Raw genomic sequence first — 19593 nt, forward strand, 5'->3', positions numbered from 1 at the left:
CGGGCTGAACGGGCGTCCGTGGCCAGACAGGGTGGGGGACACCGAACACATGCGTGCACTGCGAATACTGATCGTCATCGCCGTGGTCCTCGGCGGCCTGTTCGTCGCCGCGGACCGGATCGCGGTCAACGTGGCGGAGTCGGAGGCGGCGGAGCGGATCAAGGTCCAGGAGGGGACGGCCGACTCCACGGCCGTGTCCATCAAGGGCTTCCCCTTCCTGACCCAGGCGATGGACCAGGAGTTCGACGAGGTCGAGATCAGGCTCGACGGCATCCGGACCAGCGCCGCGGGCCGCCCGGTGCGGATCGAGGAGATGACCGCGGACCTGTTCGACGTCCGGGTGGGCGAGGGGTATTCGAGCGCCACGGCCGCCCGTGCCGCGGGCACCGCCCGCATCAGCTACGCGGACCTCACCGAGGCCGCCGACGACGGTGTCACCGTCGCGTACGGCCAGAACGGCAAGGTGAAGGTCACCGGGTCGGTGACGCTGCCGCTGTTCGGGAAGATCACCCGTAGCGTCGTGTCCACGGTGAGCATCGTCGACGGGGACACGATCAGGGTGCGCGCCGACAAGGTGCCGGGCGAGGGCATCCCCGGTCTCGAGGGCGAGATCCGCAAGAAGACGGACTTCGACCGGAAGCTGGGCGGCCTCCCGGCGGGGCTGAAGCTCGAAAAGGTCGAGGCCGGGCCGGACGGCGTCGTGATCACGGTCACCGGCAAGGACGTCCGGCTCGCGGGCTGAGCCCGCGGCGCGTCCCGGACCTGGGCGTCCGGGACCGGCATGCCCCGGCCGGCAGTGCTCCCGACCAGGGGGCGCCGCATGGTGAGACAGGTCTGTCCGCCCGTCAGAAGCGCAAGAGGTGGCGGCCGCCTCCAGGGTGCCCCCGGGTGGCTCCGGACTGATCAGTATCCCGCATGGTGGACGATCGCGTCTCAACATACGACACGCCGGTGACATGGCCACCGAGTCGTCCCTACGATCGGTCCCATGAAGCAGCGACAGGCGGATCTCACGAAGCGGCGGGCAGTAGACCTGTGCCGCGTCGCCGCCATGCTCTGTCGCCCTGTCTGAGCGGGAGCACTGCCCCGTATCCCCCCAGGCCCTTCGACCTCCATGTCAGGGCCGCCCCGTGCTGATCGACGCTCCTTTCGCGTACCCGCACACCTCTCGCGCACAACCCCTCGCGCACCACCGCCGCACCTGCCCCGGAGGAGAACAACCATGAGCCGCAGCGACGTCCTGGTAGACGCCGACTGGGTCGAGGCCCACCTCGACGACCCGAAGGTCGTCATCGTCGAGGTCGACGAGGACACCTCGGCCTACGACAAGAACCACATCAGGAACGCGATCCGGATCGACTGGACCAAGGACCTCCAGGACCCGGTCCGCCGTGACTTCATCGACCAGGAGGGCTTCGAGAAGCTCCTGTCGGCGAAGGGCATCGCGAACGACTCCACGGTCGTCCTCTACGGCGGCAACAACAACTGGTTCGCCTCCTACGCCTTCTGGTACTTCAAGCTCTACGGCCACGGTGACGTCCGTCTGCTCGACGGCGGCCGCAAGAAGTGGGAGCTCGACTCCCGCGACCTGGTCGCCGAGGTGCCGGTCCGTGAGACGACCGAGTACAAGGCCAAGGCCCAGGACACGTCCATCCGCGCCTTCCGCGACGACGTCGTGGCCGCGATCGGCAGCCAGAACCTGGTCGACGTGCGCTCGCCCGACGAGTTCAGCGGCAAGCTGCTCGCCCCGGCGCACCTCCCGCAGGAGCAGTCGCAGCGCCCGGGCCACGTGCCGAGCGCCCGCAACATCCCGTGGTCGAAGAACGCCAACGACGACGGCACCTTCAAGTCCGACGAGGAGCTCAAGGCCCTCTACGAGGACGAGCAGGTGGACCTGTCGAAGGACACCATCGCGTACTGCCGCATCGGCGAGCGCTCCGCGCTGACCTGGTTCGTGCTGCACGAGCTCCTCGGCCAGGAGAACGTCAAGAACTACGACGGCTCGTGGACCGAGTACGGCTCCCTCGTCGGCGTGCCGATCGAGCTCGGCGCCAACAAGTAATCCCGCCCCGACCTTTTCTGGAGTACAGCATGTGTGGAGCGCAGGCCGGCGGCCCCGACGCCTCGACGATCAAGCCCGGTGAGACCACCATCCAGGGTCAGGTGACCCGCGACGGCGAGCCGGTGACCGGTTACGTCCGTCTGCTGGACTCGACCGGCGAGTTCACCGCGGAGGTCCCGACCTCGGCGACCGGACAGTTCCGCTTCTACGCGGCCGAGGGCACGTGGACCGTGCGCGCCCTCGTCCCCGGCGGCACGGCCGACCGCACGGTCGTCGCACAGACGGGTGGCCTGTCCGAGGTCGCCATCGCCGTCTGATCTCACCGACAGGCCGAAGGGCCGCACCTCCTGGGGGTTGGACGCTACCGGGAACGAGGTGCGGCCCTTCGGTCGTACGCTGGAGGCATGTACGCCAGGCGTCGGCACATCTACTTCCTGCTGATGGGCGGCTGCCTCTTCCTCTTCGTCGCCGCCTGGGCGGTGGTGCGGCTGTGGTCGGTCCCCGCGGCGGTGGGCATGTGCGTGGTCGCCATGGTCATCCCGCCGGTCGCGGCCGTGATCGCCAACCGGCGCGGCCCGGACGACCGCTGGTGGGACGACCCCTCCGGCGACGCGAAGTCCGACGAGTGGTGGGACGAACTCGACGGCAGGCGCAGGCCGCGCCAGTAGCGGGGTCGGCGGCCCCGTGAAGCGGGGCCCGCGCGAAGTGCGGCGCGGTCAGTAGACCAGCGCCTGCACACCCTCCGGCATGATCTCGCTGACGAACACCTGCGCGCCCGCGATCCGGACGCCCTCGAGCGTGTCCTTCTCCGTGATGTCCCGCCGCGCGGCGCACTGCGTGCACAGCGTGATCTGCCCGTTCGCCTGGATCGACTCGATCAGCTCGGGCAGCGGCGCGGCGTGCGGCAGTTCGAACTCGGCCGCCCGCCCCGGCAGCGCGAACCAGGACGACTCCCCGGTCAGCCAGAGCGAGACCTCCACCCCGCTGGCCGCGGCCACGGCCGCGACCGTGAATGCCTGGGAGCAGCGCTCGGGTGCGTCGGCACCTGCGGTCACCTTGATCACGAGCTTGTTCGCCATATGCCGAACTGTAATGCGCGGCCGTACAACCCGGATCGTCCGACGAGGGTCAGCTGTGTGCGCGGATACGGAATCCGCGCCTCAGGTCCCGTGGGGGGAGTCCCTTGGATACGCAGGGCGACAAGGTGCCGCAGGAGCCGGCGCCCGACACACCGTCGGCGCAGGCTCCGGCCGTCGAGCCGCGTCCGGGTGCGGGTGCGGTGCCGGCGGATGGGGGAGAGCCGGCGGCGCCCGTCCGCCGACGCGGCCGGACCGCGTTGCTGATCGCCGCCGCAGCGGTGCTCGGCGTGGTGGCGGGGGTGGCCACCGGCTACACCGTTCAGTACCACCGCGAGCCCACATCGCTGCCGGTGCTCTCGCAGCCGGAGATCAGAACCCCGAAACCCGTCCGGGCGGGAAGCGACACGACCGCGAGGTCGGTGTCGGTGAACCGCTGGGCGAAGACCGACGGTGATCTCCGCCAGTTGCTTGTCCCGCGGCCCAAGGGCGCGAAGAAGGAGCAGGAGGCCGAGTTGGAGGACCTCTTCTCCTTCGCGACCTGGTTCGAGGACGAGGACCACATGTTCCAGGACCTCGCGGAGCACGACTTCCGCCGGGCCGCGACGGTCAGCTGGTCGAAGGACGGGAAGGTCTACGTCGACATCAGTCTGGTGCAGTTCAGGGAGACCACGGAGGTCAACGCCGAGCGGTTCGGCGAGGGCCAGCAGGCGTACATGAGCGAAGACGACTGGGCGGGCAACGAGGGCGAGCCCGTGCCCGGCAGCAGCAACGCCCGTACGTACGTCTTCGACGAACCCCTGCGCGAGGCGGGATACGAGCCTCTCTACCAGGGCCGGGCCGTTGCCTGGCGCGGCGATGTGGTGATGATCATCGAGTACGCGAACAACTCGGGACCGGTCGACGAGAAGGACCTGAAGTCGCTCGCCAAGCGTCAGTTGGAGCGACTGTGACCGAGCAGACGGAACAGACCCTGCCGCAGCAGCCCGAGCAGCCCGAGCAGCCCGAGCAGCCCGAGCCGGAGCAGCCCGGGTCCGAGCGGACCGCCCCCGACAGCCCCCGCCGCCGCCGACCGCCGGTGGCGCTCGTCGCCACGGCTGTGAGCCTGGCCCTCCTCGCCGGCGCGGGCGCCTGGGGCTGGTCGGCCCTGAAGCGGGCCGACCGCAGCGCGCCCACCGTCATCTGGGCGGAGCCCGCCGAGCACCCGGAGCTGGACTTCCCGGCGGCTGAGCCCACCGGACTGGCCGCCCAACTGCTGCCCCTGTCGGTCCGGTACGTGGGGGGACCGGACATCGACGAGTATGGCAACGACAGCTCGATCGGCGCCGAGCGCGCCGTCGCACTGCTCAAGCAGGGATCGCGCGGCCTGCCGAGCGCGCAGCGCAAACGGCACGACAAGGCCGTCGAGAAGCTCCGCATCAAGGGCATCGCCGCTCGCAGCTACCGCGACATCGACGGGACGTACGTCGTGGAGACCCGGCTGGCGCAGATGGAGAACACCGAAGCGGTGCGGGACATGGCCGAGTTCCAGAAGGTCATGACCGACGCGCTCGGCGTGTTCCGGGAAGGCCCGAAGATCAAGGGCCATCCGAAGGCCGTGTGCCATGTGCTGCCGGGGGACGACGACCTGGAGCTGGACGCCATGATCTGCACGGGCCACGTGGGGGAGATCCTGGTGACCACGTACGCGTACGGCACGAAGTCGCTGCCCACCGGGACCGTCGCGTCCATGTTCCGCGACCAGCTCGACCACATCGCTTCGCCCGGGGAGTCCGTGTGACCGACCAGAACATCCTTGCCGCGGCACCCGAGCCCGCGACCGGCTCCGAGACCGCGGTCCCGGCCCCGCCCGAGCCGCAGGCGCCCCCGGCGCCGCGGGACCGGCGGAAGCTGAGGGCCGTGCTGCGGTGGACGGTCGCCGTGCTGGTCTTCGCCGCCGCCGGCACCGGTACCGCTTACGGCATCGTCTCCCAGGAGCGCACCGACGTGCCCGGCCTGTCCACGCTGGGCGACGGACGCTGGGACTACCCGAAGCTCACCAAGCCGACGCTGCCGCCCGGCGCCCCGCTCCCCTTCGTCCAGGAGAACCCGGGCGAGGTCCACTACGCCGACCTCGAGCAGTTGCTGCTTCCGGCGCCGGCGGGTGCCGAGGCGGATCCGACCCTGCGGGGCGAGCGTGGCCGGGTGCCGGTCGAGCGGTATCTGAAGGAGTACGCGCAGGACGGCCGAGAGGACCTGCGCGAGCACCTCACCGAGGGCGGCCTGCGGCACATCGCGGCGCGCGGCTGGTCGATGCCGGACGGCACCTCGGTGCGGATCTTCCTGCTTCGCTTCCACACTTCCGCACTCGCCGGGAACTACTTCCGCGCTCAGCTCGGCGGTGCGCCGGACACGATGGTCCGACTCGTGGACGTCGAGGAGATGTCCTCGTACGACCAGGGGTACGGCAACGACGCCAAGGTGGCCTCCACGGAGCGTTACGTATACGACGAGGCCACGCCCCGCGGGCCCGTCCAGGTCAGGCACGCGGACATGACAGCCGGCGACATCGTCGCCCTGGTCGCGGTCTCGCGGAAGGGCACGGCCCCGGTCGTGCCCTTCCACCAGACCGTGATTCTGCAGAATCAGCTGCTCGGCTGACGCGGACCTCACAGAACGGGCCGGGCCCCCGCCCACTAAGCTGGGGCCCGGCCCGCTTTCGCCTTCACGCTCATTCGAGGAGCACCCCGTGATCGTTTTCTTCGAAGCTCTGCTGGTTCTGGTCTGCGTCGGCGTCCTCGCCTTCGCCGGTCTGACCGTGAAGAAGCTGTACCAGGGCCAGCGGTAGTCACCCGTACCCTCGGGACCCGTACCACTCGACACCCTAGAGATCGACAGAGCTGCTCATGATCGAGATCCCGTCCGACCTCAATCCGGACCTCGTCCCCCTCGCGTTCCTGCTGGGCACGTGGGAGGGCGCGGGCGTCGCGGACTTCCCCGGCGCCGAGAAGTGCAACTTCGGCCAGTCAGTGACCTTCAGCCACGACGGCAGGGACTTCATCGAGTACGTCTCGCACTCCTGGGTCCTCGACACCGAGGGCAACAAGGTCAAGCCGCTGGAGAGCGAGAGCGGCTACTGGCGCATCGACAAGGAGCGCAAGGTCGAGGTCGTCATGGTCCGTGACCAGGGCATCGTGGAGATCTGGTACGGCGAGCTCGCCGACCAGAAGCCGCAGATCGACCTGGTGACCGACGCCGTCGCGCGCACCGCGGCCTCCGGCCCTTACAGCGGTGGCAAGCGGCTGTACGGCTACGTCAAGAGCGACCTGATGTGGGTGGGCGAGAAGGCCACCCCCGAGGTGCCGCTGCGCCCGTACATGTCGGCGCACCTGAAGAAGGTCGTCACCCCCGAGCAGGTCGAGTCGTGGGCCAAGGACCTCGGTGACCTGCCCGACGACGGCATCGCCTTCTTCAAGTAGGGCGCTCCCTCCCGCGGGGCAGACCTCCGACGGGAGATCCGCGGCATCCGCGGGAGACCTCTTCGCACCGGACCGGCCGCCGGGCGGTCCGCGCTGCCTACACTGGGGGCGTGGTGAGCACCGACTGGAAGAGCGATCTGCGGCAGCGCGGCTACCGGCTGACTCCGCAGCGCCAGCTTGTCCTCGAGGCCGTCGACGCCCTTGAGCACGCCACGCCGGACGAGATCCTCGGTGAGGTGCGCAGGACCGCGTCCGGGGTGAACATCTCCACCGTCTACCGGACGCTGGAGCTGCTGGAGGAGCTGGGCCTCGTCTCGCACGCCCATCTCGGGCACGGCGCGCCCACCTACCATCTCGCCGACCGGCACCACCACCTCCACCTGGTGTGCCGGGACTGCGGAGACGTGATCGAGGCGGACGTCTCGGTCGCCGCGGACTTCACCGCCAAGCTGCGTGAGACGTTCGGCTTCGAGACGGACATGAAGCACTTCGCCATCTTCGGGCGCTGTGAGGAGTGCACGGCGAAGGCCGCGGAGGCCGAGTCGTAGGCTGGGGCCATGTCATCGACCAGCCCTCTGTTGTCCCTGCCCGGCGCGGTCCCAGCCGAGGGGCGCGACGAAGGGGTCGCCGCGCACTACGGCGACCTGTTCCGTGAGCAGCGTTCCCTCGCCGACGGCAAGGGCTTCGTCGACCTGTCGCACCGCGGGGTCGTCACCGTCAGCGGCGAGGAACGGCTGAGCTGGCTGCACCTGCTGCTCACCCAGCACGTGACCGACCTGTCCCCGGGGCAGGCCACAGAGGCGCTGATCCTCTCCGCGCACGGTCACATCGAGCACGCCCTGTATCTCGTCGACGACGGCGAGACGGTCTGGGCGCACGTCGAACCGGGCACCCGCGAGGCGCTGATCGGCTACCTGGAGTCGATGAAGTTCTTCTACAAGGCCGAAGTCGCCGATCGCACGGACGACTTCGCGGTCGTCCATCTGCCGGCGGGCTCCATCGCCGAGGTACCGGAAGGCGTCGTCGTGCGGGAGACGGCGCACGGCCGCGACCTGTTCCTGCCGCGCGCCGACCTCGAGTCGTTCGGCGCCGCGGCCGGGCCGGCCGTGGGGATCCTCGCGTACGAGGCGCTGCGGGTGGAGAGCCACCGTCCGCGTCTCGGGTTCGAGACCGACCACCGCACCATCCCGCACGAGCTGGGCTGGATCGGCAGTGCGGTGCACCTGCAGAAGGGCTGCTACCGCGGCCAGGAGACCGTCGCGCGTGTCCACAACCTGGGGAAGCCGCCGCGCCGGCTGGTCTTCCTCCACCTGGACGGCAGCGAGGTGCACCTGCCGCCGCCCGGTACTCCGGTCCGCCTCGCCTCCGAGGGGGCCGAGGGCCGCCAGCTGGGCTTCGTGACGACGTCCGCCCGCCACTACGAGCTGGGGCCGATCGCGCTCGCCCTGGTGAAGCGGAACGTGCCGGTGGACGCCGAGCTGCTGGCCGGGGACACGGCGGCCGCCCAGGAGACGGTCGTCGAGCCGTAGCGCCGGCGACCGGCCTTCCGTCCGGGCCGGGCCGGGCCCGGACGGAAGACGCTAGACCTCGATCAGCACGGTGAACGGGCCGTCGTTGGTGAGCGAGACCCGCATCTTCGCGCCGAACCGGCCCGTCTCCACCTGCGCGCCGAGCGCCTTCAACTGCGCCACCACCTCGTCGACGAGCGGTTCCGCCACCGGACCGGGGGCCGCCGCGTTCCATGTGGGGCGGCGACCCTTCCGGGCGTCCCCGTAGAGGGTGAACTGGGAGATCACCAGCAGGGGCGCGCCCACGTCGGAGCAGGATTTCTCGTCCCCGAGCATACGAACCGACCATAGTTTCCTGGCCAGTTGTGCCGCCTTCTCCTTGGTGTCCGTGTGCGTGACCCCCACCAGCACACACAGCCCCTCGCCGGTGATCTCACCGACGGTCTCCGGTCCCGACTCACCGGGCACCACGACGCTCGCGCCGTCGACCCTCTGTACCACTGCTCGCATACGGAGCAACCTATCGGGGCCGTCCGGGCCGCCATTCAGGGCCGAACGGGTGCGATGCGCCTGCATGGGGACGTATCGGAGTGGCACCATGCACAAAGGCGGTGCAACCCCTCGGCCCTCCGGGCCCGGGAAGGCCCATGCACCGGTCGAGGGGACGGACACACGCACATGAGCACTTCTGGCGCCGGGCAGTCGCTCGGTCCCGTACCGATCCGGGCGCACTCCGCTTCCGCGGTCCGCCCACCGCGGCCGCGCAGCGCCGCTGAACTGCCCGTGCACCCGCAGCACGACCTGACCGCGCTGCGCCTGCCCGAGCTGCGCACCCTGCGCCGCGACTCGCAGCGCGACGAGGCGGACCTCAGCTATGTGCGGCGGCTGGTCCAGGGACGTATCGACATCCTCCGGGCCGAGCTCGCCCGCCGTAAGGGCCACGGCACGGCCGGCACGCCCGGGACGCCGGTCGTGGACCGGCTGGTCGTGGACCGGCTGTCGGAGATCCTCGCCGACCCGCCGTCCAGGCGCGGGTCCTCCGCCCGCCATGTGACGCTCTCCACACCGCGCGGCGAGGAGTACCGGCGGCTCGCCTCCGAGATGCTCGACGAGGTCCAGCTCTCGGACCTCGACGCCCGCACCGACGAGGAGTTGCACACGGCGATGGGCCGGCTGCTGGGCTACGAGCAGCAGGTCTCGCACCGCCGCCGGCTGCTCCAGCGGACGGCCGACGATTGCAGTGCCGAGATCGCCCGCAGGTACCGTGAAGGCGAAGCACAAGTAGACGACCTGCTCACCTGAAGCGATCCTTCCGGTGGGCGGATCCCCTGCCCCGGAAGGCCGCCGATGTCCTCCTCGTCCACCTCCAGCACCGCCGCCGCCATATCCCCGGTACTCGCCGAGGTGGTGCGTTCCGGCTTCGTGGAGGGCCGGCACAGGGGGTCGCTCGTCGTCCTGGCCGCCGACGGCAGCGTGGAAATGGCGCTCGGTGACCCGTCCCAGCTCGTCTTCCCCCGCTCGTCCAACAAGCCGATGCAGGCCGCGGCCGTGCTGCGGGCGGGCCTGGACATCGACGGCGAGCGCCTGGCGCTGGCCGCGGCCAGCCACTCGGGCGAGGACTTCCACCTCGAGCTCGTACGCAAGATGCTCGCCGGGCACGGGCTCAGCGCCGACGAGCTGAGGACCCCCGCGGACCTGCCGCTCGACCCGGTGGAGGCCGAGGCGTACCTCGCGTCGGGGCAGGTGCGCGACAAGGTCACCATGAACTGCTCCGGCAAGCACGCCGCCATGCTCGCGGTGTGCGCCGTGAACGGCTGGGACCGCGATGGCTACCTCGACCCCGCCCACCCCCTGCAGCAGCTGGTCCGCACGGTGGTGGAGGACGCCGCGGGCGAACCGGTCGGCGCCGTCGGCACGGACGGCTGCGGCGCACCGCTGATGGCCGTCTCCCTGACCGGCCTGGCCCGCGCCTTCCGGCACTTCGTGCTCGCCGCGCCCGGTACGGCAGAGCGCCGCGTCGCGGACGCGATGCGCGCCCACCCCGAGTACGTCGCCGGCACGCGCCGACCCGACACGTGGCTGATGCGCGAGGTGCCCGGCACGCTCTCCAAGATGGGCGCGGAGGCGGTGCAGGCGGTGGCGCTGGAGGACGGCAGGGCGCTGGCGTTCAAGATCGACGACGGTTCCACCCGGGCGCTGGGCCCGGTGCTGGCGCGGACGCTCGCCCTGATGGGCGTGGACTCGCCGGTCGTCACCCGGATCGGGCACCTGCCGCTGCTCGGCGGGGGCGTCGAGGTCGGATCGGTGCGGGCGGCGTTCTGATCCCCGGAGCGGCGGAAATCCGGATGCGGCGGTTTCCCCCGCCCGCCTAGCGTGGCGTCCATGACTGTCGCAACGCGCCTGATCGCCGAGTCCGAGTACCCCGACTGGCTCAGGGCGCTGGCCACGGGCTTCCTCCGGCCGCCGGTGATCACCGACGAGGAAGTGGCCGAGCGCCGGGCGGGTACGGATCTGGGCCGGGTCAGGGGCGCGTTCGACGCCGGCCGGTGTGTGGCGACGTACCGTTCCTTCGCCCAGCAGCTCACCACGGTCGGCGGCGCGCGGCTCGCGGCGAGCGCCGTCTCCAATGTGACGGTCTCCCCGACGCACCGCCGCCGCGGTCTGCTCAGCCGGATGATCGACGCCGATCTCGCCGAGGCCAAGGAGCGCGGTGACACCGTCTCGACGCTGATCGCCGCCGAGTACCCGATCTACGGGCGCTACGGCTACGGCCCGGCCACGACCACCGTGGAGTGGTCCGTGGACGTGCCCCGCGCCGGGCTCGACCCGCGTGCGGCGGGTCCGGACGACGGCGGCCGGATCGACCTGGTCGACGGCACCGACGTGCGCAAGCTCGGGCCGGAGCTCCACCAGCGGCTGGCGGCCACGCAGCACGGCGTCGTCGACCGGGGCGAGCGCTGGTGGCGGGTCAACACCGGCCAGGCGCAGCATCCCGGGCATGCGTGGACGGAGCCGTTCTACGCCGTGTACCGCTCGCCGGACGGCGCGGTCGAGGGGCTGCTGGTCTACTCGGCGGACGACAAGTGGGGCGACGGCAAGCGGCCGCTCAACACGGCCACCGTGCGCGACCTGATCGCGGTGAGCCCGGCCGCCGAGCGCGCGCTGTGGCGCTTCGTCTGCTCGGTCGACTGGATCACCACGGTCCGTTCCGGCGGTCGCGCCCCGGACGACCTGCTGCCCCACCTGCTGCCCGACCCCCGGGCGGCGCGGATCGTCACGCAGGCGGACTTCCTGTGGCTGCGGCTCCTGGACGTCCCTGCCGCGCTGACGGCCAGGACCTATCCGTGCCCGGGAACCCTCGTGCTCGATGTGCGGGACGAATCGGCGCTCGCGTCCGGTCGCTTCCGCCTGGACGCGTCGCCGGCGGGCACGTCCTGCACGCCCACGTCGCAGTCTCCGGACCTGACCCTGGACGTACGGGAGCTGGCCACGCTCAGCCTGGGTGACGAGTCCGCGACCCGCCTCGCGGCCCTGGGCCGCCTCGACGAGCACACCGCGGGCGCGGTCTCCCGTGCGGACCTGCTGTTCCGCACGGGGCGCCGGCCCTGGTGCCCGGACGTGTTCTGAGGGGGGGCGGGCGGCGGCAGGCGTCAGGCCCCGGCGGTCAGCGCGGGGGCCACGAGGAGGAAGCCGCCGATGGTGGCGCAGGTGGAGTTCTCGGACCGCAGACCGACGGTCAACAGGGCGAGGCCGAATGCGGCCGTGAGACCGAAGCGCCATTGCACGTACTGCTCGACGACCAGGGACACCAGAGGCACGGCTGTTCTCCTCACGCTCAAAGGGGGAGTTGCGGATGAAGTCAGCCGAGTTGGCCGCCAACTTGTAGAAGTTGTCCCCGGTTGGTCAAGATAGATAAACAACTTCCTGGTAACTCCCGCCATGGATGGCGAAGTTGTAGCGTTCAGGTGTGACCCATGAGCAACAGGCAGTGGCGGCCCGGGGCAGGCCCTCGTACGGCGAGGTGGCAGATGTCCTGACCGAACGCATCCGCACCGGTCTGCTGAGACCGGGCGAGCGGATGCCGACGCAGGAGCAGCTCGCCGCCGAGTTCGGCGTCGAACGGCGCACGGTCCGCCAGGCGCTGGAGCTGCTGCGCGACGCGGGTCTGATCACGGAGGGCGGCAAGGGCGCGCCGGCCCGGGTCTCCGTCCCGCCGCAGCGGGACGCGGAGGAGGCGCCCAGGACGACGGCCGCCGCCCTCGGGCCGCGTCTGATCGAGGCGTTCGAGGCGCCGAACGTACAGGTCGACGCGATCTGTCTCACCACGGAGACGCTCAATCAGGCCCTCGCCGAACCGCTGAGGCGGGTCCAGGCGCGGGAGATCACGCCGGAAAGCGTCCGGGTCAGGGTCCTCGTGCCGGCGCACGACATGAAGCTGGCCTTCCCGCGGCCGGTGGAGGCGGCGGCCGACGACGGCAAGGTGCACAAGCACTGGCGGACGCGGCGCGACGGCCACGGGCGTGGACTGCTGCTGAGCCTCGAGGCACTGGCCACCCGGGGCATCGACGTCGAGGTGACGCTGAGGACGCTGCCCTTCACGCCACCGGTGAAGCTCTACCTGCTGAACGGCGCGGACGCCCTCTTCGCGTACTACAACGTCCATGAGCGCACGGAACGCATCGCCGGCACGGACACGAGGATCTTCGACGCCCTCGGCAGCGACTCGACGCTCTTCCCCTTCGAGGCCGGCGGGGGACGGCGGGACCAGGCGTTCGTGGCCCAGTCGCAGACGTGGTTCGACAGTCTCTGGGGCACGCTGGCCGCCGACGTCGTGCTCGACGGCTGATCAGCCGTCGAGCACGAGTGCCGTCACGGCCCCGTGCTGACTGCCGGAGCGATCAGCAGGAAGCTGCCGATACCGGCGCAGGCCGCGTTCTCCGCCTTGATGCCGACCGCCAGCAGAGCGAGCCCCAGGGCGGCCACGAAGCCGTACCGCAGCTGGACGTACTGCTCGGCGAGGAGGGTGATGAGAGGCATGGGGATCACTCCTTCGAGGGAGAGGCGCCGGGCTCGCACTCCGTTGTGCTGCGGGGCTGACAACTGGAACAGACGTTGGGTCAACTGCCGTACAAATTCGTCTGGTTGACCTGTATGGGTGATGCCCCCCGGGGGCGCGGTCGCAAACTTGTCTGGTTGCTTGTTTCTTGTCGGGGCAGTGCGAGGCATCTCTCCTTGGCTGTACGTCAGTTGTAAGGTTGCGGCGTGACGAGTCATGGATCTGTCCCGCGAGACCACACGCACAGGTACCTGTCGGTCGCCGACGCCCTGCGCAGGGAGATCAACGACGGCACACGCCGGCCGGGGGACCGTCTGCCGACCCAGAGTGAGCTGGTCTCGCGGTTCGGTGTGTCCCGGGCGACCGTGAACCGGGCCATCGAGGTCCTCAGGGAGCAGGGGCTCATCGAGTCCCGGCAGGGCAGCGGGACGTTCGTGAGCCGGAGCGGCCGCGGCATCCCGGCGCAGGCCGGCGCGGGCGACGGCGAGGACGTGTGGGCGGTCGTCTCCGAGCGCGTCCCCCCGGTGGTTCTCGCGCCCTACCTGGAAGAGGCGTTCGAGGCCACGGAGGTCACCCTCGACGTCTTCTCGATGACCACGGAGACCCTCGCGGCCAGGGTGTCCGCCCAGAAGACCCGCATCATGGACGGCGAGATCCGCCCGCCGCGCAGCATCAGCGCCCGGCTGATGCTCCCGGACACCGACTCTCCCGTGCTGGCGATCCCGCGGCTGCAGGACGGGCGGGACGATCCCCGCGTACGGCGCAGGCTGCGAGGCATTCTCCAGGCGCACGCGTCCATGCTCAGCCAGTCTCTGTACGAGCTGCGCGACCGCGGACTCGTGTCAGAGGTCTCCGTCGAGGTCCGGCTGGTCCCGTTCGCGCCGCAGCTCAAGCTGTACATCCTCAACCGCCGGCTGGCCCTCCAGGGCTTCTACCCGCCGGAGCTGGGGACGATCACCGTCCCTCCGGACGGTGAGGAGGTGACGATCCTCGACGCGTACGGCACCGGGGCGACCCTGTTCCCCTTCCGTGCCGCCGCCGACTCCACACCCGAACAGGTCGGCATCGTGCGGGCGTTCCAGTTCCTCTTCGATTCGATGTGGAAACACCAAGCCAAAGAGGCGGATTTCTGACCGTGCCACCTGTCACCACGTCCGTGACGGTCCCGGACGCGATGCGGGAGATGCTGTCCCGGGCCCAGTGCATCGTGTTCGACCTCGACGGGCCGATCGCGCGGGTCTTCGCGGGCGAGCCCGCGGCGGTCATCGCCGACGAGCTGTGGGAGATCGCCGAACGCGACGGCTGCCTGGTCGAGGAACTGCGCGGCTGCCCCGACCCGATGGCCCTGCTGTACGGGCACACCGCGGAGATGCGGAGGAACAACGGCCGCGGCGGTTGGGCGGAGACCGTCGCGAAGATGCACGACCAGCTCGACGCCTACGAGCGCAAGGCCGCCGAGTCGGCGACGCCCACGCCGGGCGCCGCCGCCTTCATCGAGGCGTGCCACGCCTCCGGAAGGACCCTCTCCGTCGCGACGAACAACCACGTGGACGCCGCGACACGGATCCTGGCGCGCATGTCCGTGCGCCACTGCTTCGAGGGCCCGGTGATCGGCAGGGGCCGGGACGCGCTGCTGATGAAACCCCATCCGGCGCCGCTCCGGGAGGCCATGGTGCGCGGCGTCGCCGTGGACCGGCACCTGATGATCGGCGACACCGGCACGGACTTCCGGGCCGCCCGGGAGGTGGGGATGCCGTTCTACGGGTACCACCGTTCCGAGCGGGGAAGGCGACGGCTGCGGGAGGCCGGTGTGCCGCTGATCGCTTCCGGGATGGCGGAGTTCCTTCCGTTCGTCTGAGGCGGGGCGGCCGGAGACCCACAGCGGCACGGCAGTTGTACCGTGCTTGTGGAGGAGGACCGCACCACCCAGGGAGGTCCGTGAACGAGGAGGCGGCCGCATTCACACGGGGGCAGCGAGCATGACGGCCGAGCCTTCGGCGAGGGTGTGGCAGCAGGCCGTGCGGCTCAGCGCCGGCGAGGCGCTGATCGAAGGGCCGCTCAAGGGCTACCACCACGAGACCTACGCCTTCCCGTTGCCCCACCCGGCGGGCGGCGCCGGGACGGTCCGGTGGAAGTGCCGGGAGCCCCGTGAGGGGATTCTCCGCTTCGACCGGCGCTCCTTCCCCTCGGAAGGGGCGCTGGTCCGCGCTCTGGCCGGGCACGTCTCCAGCGTTCCGGAGATCATCGTGGTCGACGACATCGGGCTCCAGCGGTTCATCGAGGGCTCGACGCTCGCCCTGCACGGGCGTCCCGGGACCGCTGTCGAGGAAGCTCATGTCGCCCAGATCGAGCGCCTGTTCCGTGAGCTCGCGGCCGTACCCCCGGAGGCGCTGCCGCCGGAGGAACCGGCCCCCGCTTCAGGCGGCGCCGACGACGGGGACTGCGGCGCGTTCGCCGAAGGGCTGATCCGTTTCACGGAGGAGTTCGTCCATCGGGCGCACCGGCCCGTGTACGGACGGCTGTTCCAGGAGCTCGGCGTGCCGGAGGAGGGGCTGCTGCGGCTCGCGGAGCGGACGCGCTCCTTCAGCAGGCGTCCCTTCTGCCTCCTGCACGGGGACCTGCACCGGGAGAACTTCATCGTCGACGGCGAGGGCCGGCTGTGGACGATCGACTGGGAACTGGCCATGTACGGCGACCCGTTGTACGACCTCGCCACCCACCTGCACCTGATGGGATATCCGGCGCAGCAGGAGGCGGAGGTGGCCCGCCGCTGGCGGGACGCGGTCGAACAGGCCCGGCCGGGCAGCTCGCGCGGATGGCGCAAGGACCTGCCGCATCTGCTGCGCTACAAGCGGGCGCAGTCCGTCTACACGGACGTCATCCGTGCGGCCCTCGGCGTCGCCCGGGGGGACATCGACTGGCGTGCCCTCCAGGCGACGTCGCACAAGCTGCGATCGGTCCTCGCCCGGGGGCGTTCCGCGCTGGGTTCCGCGCCGCCGCCGGACGTGCCCCGGATCATGACCGCCCTGGTGTCGTTCAGCGTGTCCGCACCCTGAACAGCACCCCCGACAGGCAGACCGCCACCGCCAGGATCGCCCCGCACCACGCCAGTGCCGTCCACGGCGCGGTGCCGACCGGCTGGTCGTGCAGGAGGCCGCGGAGGGACTCGATCAGCGGTGTGACCGGCTGGTGCTCGGCGAAGCCGTGGAGCCAGGTCGGCATGGTCTCGACGGGGACGAACGCGCTGCTCGGATAGGGCAGGAACATCATGAAGAAGGTGAAGGCGGACGCGGCTTCCGGTGTTCTGGCCATGAGGCCGACCGCCGCCGACAGCCAGGAGAGCGCCACCAGGAACGCCAGGAGGATGCCCGCCGCGGCGATCCAGCCCGCCGCGGAGGCGGACGGGCGGAAGCCGATGACGAGGCCGACGGAGAGGACGAGCGCGGTCGAGAAGACGTTGCGCAGGGTGCTCGCCACGACATGACCGGCCAGGATCGACGTGCCGCCGACGTCGAGGGACCGGAAGCGGTCGATGATGCCGCCCTTCATGTCCTCGCTCACACGGACCGCCGTGCCGGACGAGCCGAAGGCGGAGCAGAGCACGAGGATGCCCGGGACGACGTAGTTGACGTACTGCGTACCGGTGTTGATCGCTCCGCCGAAGAAGTAGACGAAGACCAGCATCAGCATGACCGGCAGCATCATCGACGTGATGACGGCGTCGACGTCGCGGCGGCCGATGCGGACGCAGCGGCCGGTCATGGTCAGGGCGGGGGTCAGCAGGCGGCCGGCGGCCGTCGTCTCAGACATGGGTGGTCTCCTGCCGGGAAGCGCCGCCGGTGCGGGTGAGGGACAGGAAGACGTCGTCGAGCGTCGTCGTGTGCAGCGAGAAGCGGGAGACGTCCCGCCGCTCCGGATCGACGGCGTCGAGCAGTGCCCGCACCTCGAGGGCGGTGCCGTCGGTCGGCAGGCCGAGCGTGAGCGAATCGGGGGAGCGGTGCACGGCCCGCTCCTCGTGCCGTGCGTAGGCGGCCCGGTCGGTGAACACGATGTCCAGGCGGTGGCCGCCGACCTTCGCCTTGAGCTCCGCGGCGGTGCCTTCCGCCACCATGCGGCCCGCGTCCATGACGGCGACGCGGTCGGCGAGCCGGTCGGCCTCCTCCAGATACTGGGTGGTGAGGAAGACCGTGGTGCCGCGGCCGGAGAGGTCGCGCACGACCTGCCAGAGCTCCTGGCGGCTGCGTGGGTCGAGGCCGGTCGTCGGCTCGTCCAGGAACACGACCTCGGGGTCGCCGACGAGCCCGGCGGCGAGGTCGAGGCGGCGGCGCATGCCGCCGGAGTACGTCACGGCGAGGCGGCGTCCGGCGGCCGCGAGGTCGAAGCGCTCCAGCAGCTCGGCCGCGCGTCGCCGTGACGCCGCGCGGGAGCGCCCGCTGAGGCGGGCCATCATGCGGAGGTTCTCCTCGCCGGTCTGCTTCTCGTCGACCGCCGCGAACTGGCCGGTGAGGCTGATGGCCCGGCGTACCCGGCCCCGCTCGGCCGTCACGTCGTGACCCGCCACCCGGGCATGCCCGGCGTCGGGGGTGGTGAGGGTGGCGAGGATGCGCACGGTCGTGGTCTTGCCCGCTCCGTTCGGTCCGAGCAGCGAGAAGACGCTGCCCCTTTCGACCCGGAGGCCGACGCCGTCGAGCACGGTCACTTTCCCGTAGGACTTGCGCAGGCCGTGTGCCTCGATCGCGGCCGCGGTGTCGGGCGGTGGCCGTCGAGTGGCCGCGGGCCTTCCGGTGCTCATCATGGAGATCCCCCTTCTGCGTATGTCATACGCGTTACTGTGTAAGGGTTACGCATTACTAGGATGGGCGTCAAGCGCGAGAGGGCGGCGGGCAGCGGCGACAGCAGAAGGCGGCGGAGCGATGGCGGGCAGTGGACGCAGGCGCGGCCCGGACGGCGCGAGGACCGGGACCGGGCTGCCCGCGAGCATCGAGGCCGCGTGGGGCCTGCGGGAACGCCCCGGGAAAGGCCCCAAGCCGGGCATCGGCATCGAGCGGATCGTCGCGGCCGCCGTGGCCCTGGCGTCCTCCGAAGGGCTCCCGGCGGTCTCCATGGGGAGGGTCGCCAAGGAGCTCGGCGTCTCCACGATGTCGCTGTACCGGTACGTGGCCGCGAAGGACGAGCTCTACATCCTGATGCTGGAGGAGGCCGTCGGCCTGCCGCCCGAACCCCCGGCCCCCGGGACCGGCTGGCGTGAGGCGCTGGCGGCCTGGGCGTGGGCACAGCGCGAGGTCTTCCACCGCAATCCGTGGATGCTGCGCATCCCCGTCTCCGGCCCGCCGGCCACCCCCCACTCGGTCGCCTGGTGGGACCGTGGCCTCGCCGCCCTGGCGGACACCGGTCTCGACGAGGGCGAGAAGATCTCGGTGGTCCTGCTGGTCGGCGGTTTCGTGCGCAACGAGGCCACGCTCATGGCCGACCTCGGAGCGGCGATCGCGGCGAGCGGCGAGTCCCCCGAGGTGGTCATGCGCCGCTACGCGGACACTCTGGAGCGGTTCGCCGACCCCGAGCGCTATCCGGCCCTCGCCCGACTGCTGGAGTCGCGGGTGCTGTACGAACCGGACAGCCAGGACTTCGAGTTCGTCTTCGGGCTGGAGCGACTGCTGGACGGGGTGGGGGTCCTGGTCGAGAAACGCCTCGCGGGCGGGGCGGAGCGCGAGGGAGGATCGCGGACATGAGCGGCGCGAGCAGCGGAACGGGGCTGCGCGAGCGCAAGAAGCGCCTCACCTACCGGGCGATCTCCGACGCCGCCGTCGCGCTCTTCCTCGAGCGGGGCTTCGACGCGGTGTCGGTCGCCGAGGTGGCGGCCGCGGCGGACGTCTCCAAGCCGACGCTCTTCCGGTACTTCCCCACGAAGGAGGACCTGGCGCTGCACCGGTTCGCCGATCGCGAGGACGAGGCCGCGCGCGTGGTCGCCGCCCGCCCGGCCGGTGTCCCGCCGCTCGACGCGCTGCACCGCCACTTCCTCGACGGGCTGGCGCGTCGCGACCCGGTCACCGGGCTGAACGACGAGGAGGGCGTGCTCGCCTTCCACCGTCTGCTGTACGGGACGCCGAGCCTGGTCGCGCGGCTCCACGCCTACCGGGGCAGGTCGGAGGGGGCGCTGGCTCAGGCGCTGTGCGCCGCGGGGGCGCGGGGGCTCGCCGCCAGGCTGGCGGCGGGGCAGATCGTGGCCGTGCTGCGCATCCTCGCGGACGAGAACTGGCGGCGGCTCGCGGCGGGGGAACGGGCCGAGGACATCGCGCCGGACGCCGCGGCCGCGGCCGATGAGGCCTTCGCGCAACTGCGGGCGGGTCTGGGGTGAATTCCGGTGCCGGAAGGGGACCTGCCCGCCCGCTCCGGCTGCCGATGCCGCCGGCCGTTGCCCCTCGCGCCGCCGGCG

The 19593-nt window shown here is 71.2% G+C and carries 26 protein-coding genes; 20 read left to right on the forward strand and 6 right to left on the reverse strand.

Annotation, left to right across the window (positions count from 1 at the left end; all coding sequences use genetic code 11):
- Positions 1-49 precede the first annotated feature (49 nt).
- The 5 genes from SPRI_RS19885 to SPRI_RS19900 all read left to right on the forward strand — a co-directional run bounded on the left by SPRI_RS19885 (position 50) and on the right by SPRI_RS19900 (position 2730).
- Entirely contained in the window at positions 50-742 is a 693-nt protein-coding gene (locus SPRI_RS19885) for an LmeA family phospholipid-binding protein (protein WP_037774301.1), read from the forward strand.
- Between the two features lie 246 nt (positions 743-988).
- Positions 989-1072, forward strand: coding sequence for an Ms5788A family Cys-rich leader peptide (locus tag SPRI_RS39980; protein ID WP_353850233.1), 84 nt, complete (start codon positions 989-991; stop codon positions 1070-1072).
- Between the two features lie 150 nt (positions 1073-1222).
- The gene (locus tag SPRI_RS19890; protein ID WP_005315527.1) at positions 1223-2062 is read left to right on the forward strand and encodes a sulfurtransferase; all 840 of its coding nucleotides are present in this window, start codon (positions 1223-1225) and stop codon (positions 2060-2062) included.
- A 29-nt stretch (positions 2063-2091) separates the two neighbouring features.
- The gene (locus SPRI_RS19895) at positions 2092-2379 is read left to right on the forward strand and encodes a DUF1416 domain-containing protein (protein WP_005315529.1); all 288 of its coding nucleotides are present in this window, start codon (positions 2092-2094) and stop codon (positions 2377-2379) included.
- Between the two features lie 87 nt (positions 2380-2466).
- Positions 2467-2730: a DUF3099 domain-containing protein gene (locus SPRI_RS19900; RefSeq protein WP_037774303.1), complete on the forward strand. Its 264-nt coding sequence runs from the start codon at positions 2467-2469 to the stop codon at positions 2728-2730.
- Positions 2731-2778: 48 nt separating this feature from the next.
- On the opposite strand, the gene SPRI_RS19905 is transcribed toward SPRI_RS19900, so the two are convergent.
- The gene (locus SPRI_RS19905) at positions 2779-3141 is read right to left on the reverse strand and encodes a DsrE family protein (protein WP_005315532.1); all 363 of its coding nucleotides are present in this window, start codon (positions 3139-3141) and stop codon (positions 2779-2781) included.
- 104 nt (positions 3142-3245) lie between these two features.
- On the opposite strand from SPRI_RS19905, the gene SPRI_RS19910 reads away from it, so the two are divergent.
- The 6 genes from SPRI_RS19910 to ygfZ all read left to right on the forward strand — a co-directional run bounded on the left by SPRI_RS19910 (position 3246) and on the right by ygfZ (position 8125).
- On the forward strand, positions 3246-4091 hold the full coding sequence (locus SPRI_RS19910; protein WP_037774304.1) for a hypothetical protein: 846 nt from the start codon (positions 3246-3248) through the stop codon (positions 4089-4091).
- A complete protein-coding gene (locus SPRI_RS19915) occupies positions 4088-4918 on the forward strand; it encodes a hypothetical protein (RefSeq protein ID WP_106428440.1) in 831 nt (276 codons plus the stop codon). The genes SPRI_RS19910 and SPRI_RS19915 overlap by 4 nt, the downstream gene beginning before the upstream one ends.
- Positions 4915-5778: a hypothetical protein gene (locus SPRI_RS19920; protein WP_037774305.1), complete on the forward strand. Its 864-nt coding sequence runs from the start codon at positions 4915-4917 to the stop codon at positions 5776-5778. Before SPRI_RS19915 ends, SPRI_RS19920 begins: the two co-directional genes overlap by 4 nt.
- A gap of 245 nt (positions 5779-6023) precedes the next feature.
- A complete protein-coding gene (locus SPRI_RS19925) occupies positions 6024-6596 on the forward strand; it encodes a heme-binding beta-barrel domain-containing protein (RefSeq protein ID WP_005315546.1) in 573 nt (190 codons plus the stop codon).
- A gap of 110 nt (positions 6597-6706) precedes the next feature.
- Positions 6707-7144 (forward strand): Fur family transcriptional regulator, encoded by a 438-nt coding sequence (locus tag SPRI_RS19930; RefSeq protein WP_005315549.1) that lies wholly within the window; start codon positions 6707-6709, stop codon positions 7142-7144.
- A gap of 9 nt (positions 7145-7153) precedes the next feature.
- Positions 7154-8125 (forward strand): CAF17-like 4Fe-4S cluster assembly/insertion protein YgfZ, encoded by a 972-nt coding sequence (gene ygfZ, locus SPRI_RS19935; RefSeq protein WP_005315551.1) that lies wholly within the window; start codon positions 7154-7156, stop codon positions 8123-8125.
- A gap of 51 nt (positions 8126-8176) precedes the next feature.
- Here ygfZ and dtd read toward each other — a convergent pair whose 3' ends face one another.
- A complete protein-coding gene (gene dtd / locus SPRI_RS19940) occupies positions 8177-8614 on the reverse strand; it encodes a D-aminoacyl-tRNA deacylase (protein ID WP_005315554.1) in 438 nt (145 codons plus the stop codon).
- A 168-nt stretch (positions 8615-8782) separates the two neighbouring features.
- On the opposite strand from dtd, the gene SPRI_RS19945 reads away from it, so the two are divergent.
- The 3 genes from SPRI_RS19945 to SPRI_RS19955 are packed head-to-tail and all read left to right on the forward strand — an operon-like array spanning position 8783 to position 11731.
- Positions 8783-9406: an RsiG family protein gene (locus tag SPRI_RS19945; protein ID WP_005315556.1), complete on the forward strand. Its 624-nt coding sequence runs from the start codon at positions 8783-8785 to the stop codon at positions 9404-9406.
- A 45-nt stretch (positions 9407-9451) separates the two neighbouring features.
- Complete coding sequence (locus SPRI_RS19950) at positions 9452-10426, forward strand: asparaginase (protein WP_005315559.1); 975 nt, start codon at positions 9452-9454, stop codon at positions 10424-10426.
- Positions 10427-10486: 60 nt separating this feature from the next.
- Positions 10487-11731, forward strand: coding sequence for a GNAT family N-acetyltransferase (locus tag SPRI_RS19955; RefSeq protein WP_037776603.1), 1245 nt, complete (start codon positions 10487-10489; stop codon positions 11729-11731).
- Positions 11732-11754: 23 nt separating this feature from the next.
- Here SPRI_RS19955 and SPRI_RS38890 read toward each other — a convergent pair whose 3' ends face one another.
- Complete coding sequence (locus SPRI_RS38890) at positions 11755-11922, reverse strand: hypothetical protein (RefSeq protein WP_182327689.1); 168 nt, start codon at positions 11920-11922, stop codon at positions 11755-11757.
- A 149-nt stretch (positions 11923-12071) separates the two neighbouring features.
- On the opposite strand from SPRI_RS38890, the gene SPRI_RS19965 reads away from it, so the two are divergent.
- Positions 12072-12950 carry a winged helix-turn-helix domain-containing protein gene (locus SPRI_RS19965; protein WP_005315563.1) on the forward strand — a complete coding sequence of 293 codons (879 nt, stop codon included), beginning with the start codon at positions 12072-12074 and terminating at the stop codon, positions 12948-12950.
- A gap of 23 nt (positions 12951-12973) precedes the next feature.
- Here the strand turns inward: SPRI_RS19965 and SPRI_RS38895 are convergent, their stop codons facing one another.
- Positions 12974-13141 carry a hypothetical protein gene (locus tag SPRI_RS38895; protein WP_167306843.1) on the reverse strand — a complete coding sequence of 56 codons (168 nt, stop codon included), beginning with the start codon at positions 13139-13141 and terminating at the stop codon, positions 12974-12976.
- Between the two features lie 225 nt (positions 13142-13366).
- On the opposite strand from SPRI_RS38895, the gene SPRI_RS19970 reads away from it, so the two are divergent.
- From SPRI_RS19970 to SPRI_RS19980, 3 genes are all read left to right on the forward strand, one after another.
- Entirely contained in the window at positions 13367-14293 is a 927-nt protein-coding gene (locus SPRI_RS19970) for a GntR family transcriptional regulator (protein ID WP_005315567.1), read from the forward strand.
- Between the two features lie 2 nt (positions 14294-14295).
- A complete protein-coding gene (locus tag SPRI_RS19975) occupies positions 14296-15018 on the forward strand; it encodes an HAD family hydrolase (protein WP_234020404.1) in 723 nt (240 codons plus the stop codon).
- Between the two features lie 121 nt (positions 15019-15139).
- Complete coding sequence (locus SPRI_RS19980) at positions 15140-16216, forward strand: aminoglycoside phosphotransferase family protein (RefSeq protein ID WP_005315578.1); 1077 nt, start codon at positions 15140-15142, stop codon at positions 16214-16216.
- On the opposite strand, the gene SPRI_RS19985 is transcribed toward SPRI_RS19980, so the two are convergent.
- Positions 16197-16970, reverse strand: a complete 774-nt coding sequence (locus SPRI_RS19985) for an ABC transporter permease (protein WP_005315580.1) — start codon at positions 16968-16970, stop codon at positions 16197-16199. The two genes, SPRI_RS19980 and SPRI_RS19985, sit on opposite strands and share 20 nt — an antisense overlap.
- Positions 16963-17955, reverse strand: coding sequence for an ATP-binding cassette domain-containing protein (locus SPRI_RS19990; RefSeq protein WP_238996235.1), 993 nt, complete (start codon positions 17953-17955; stop codon positions 16963-16965). Before SPRI_RS19990 ends, SPRI_RS19985 begins: the two co-directional genes overlap by 8 nt.
- 118 nt (positions 17956-18073) lie before the next feature.
- Between SPRI_RS19990 and SPRI_RS19995 the strand changes: the two genes are divergently transcribed.
- Positions 18074-18889 carry a TetR/AcrR family transcriptional regulator C-terminal domain-containing protein gene (locus SPRI_RS19995; protein WP_005315585.1) on the forward strand — a complete coding sequence of 272 codons (816 nt, stop codon included), beginning with the start codon at positions 18074-18076 and terminating at the stop codon, positions 18887-18889.
- Positions 18886-19515 (forward strand): TetR/AcrR family transcriptional regulator, encoded by a 630-nt coding sequence (locus SPRI_RS20000; RefSeq protein WP_053557144.1) that lies wholly within the window; start codon positions 18886-18888, stop codon positions 19513-19515. Before SPRI_RS19995 ends, SPRI_RS20000 begins: the two co-directional genes overlap by 4 nt.
- The last annotated feature ends 78 nt before the right edge of the window (positions 19516-19593 follow it).

Source organism: Streptomyces pristinaespiralis (genome assembly GCF_001278075.1).
Lineage (GTDB): Bacteria > Actinomycetota > Actinomycetes > Streptomycetales > Streptomycetaceae > Streptomyces > Streptomyces pristinaespiralis.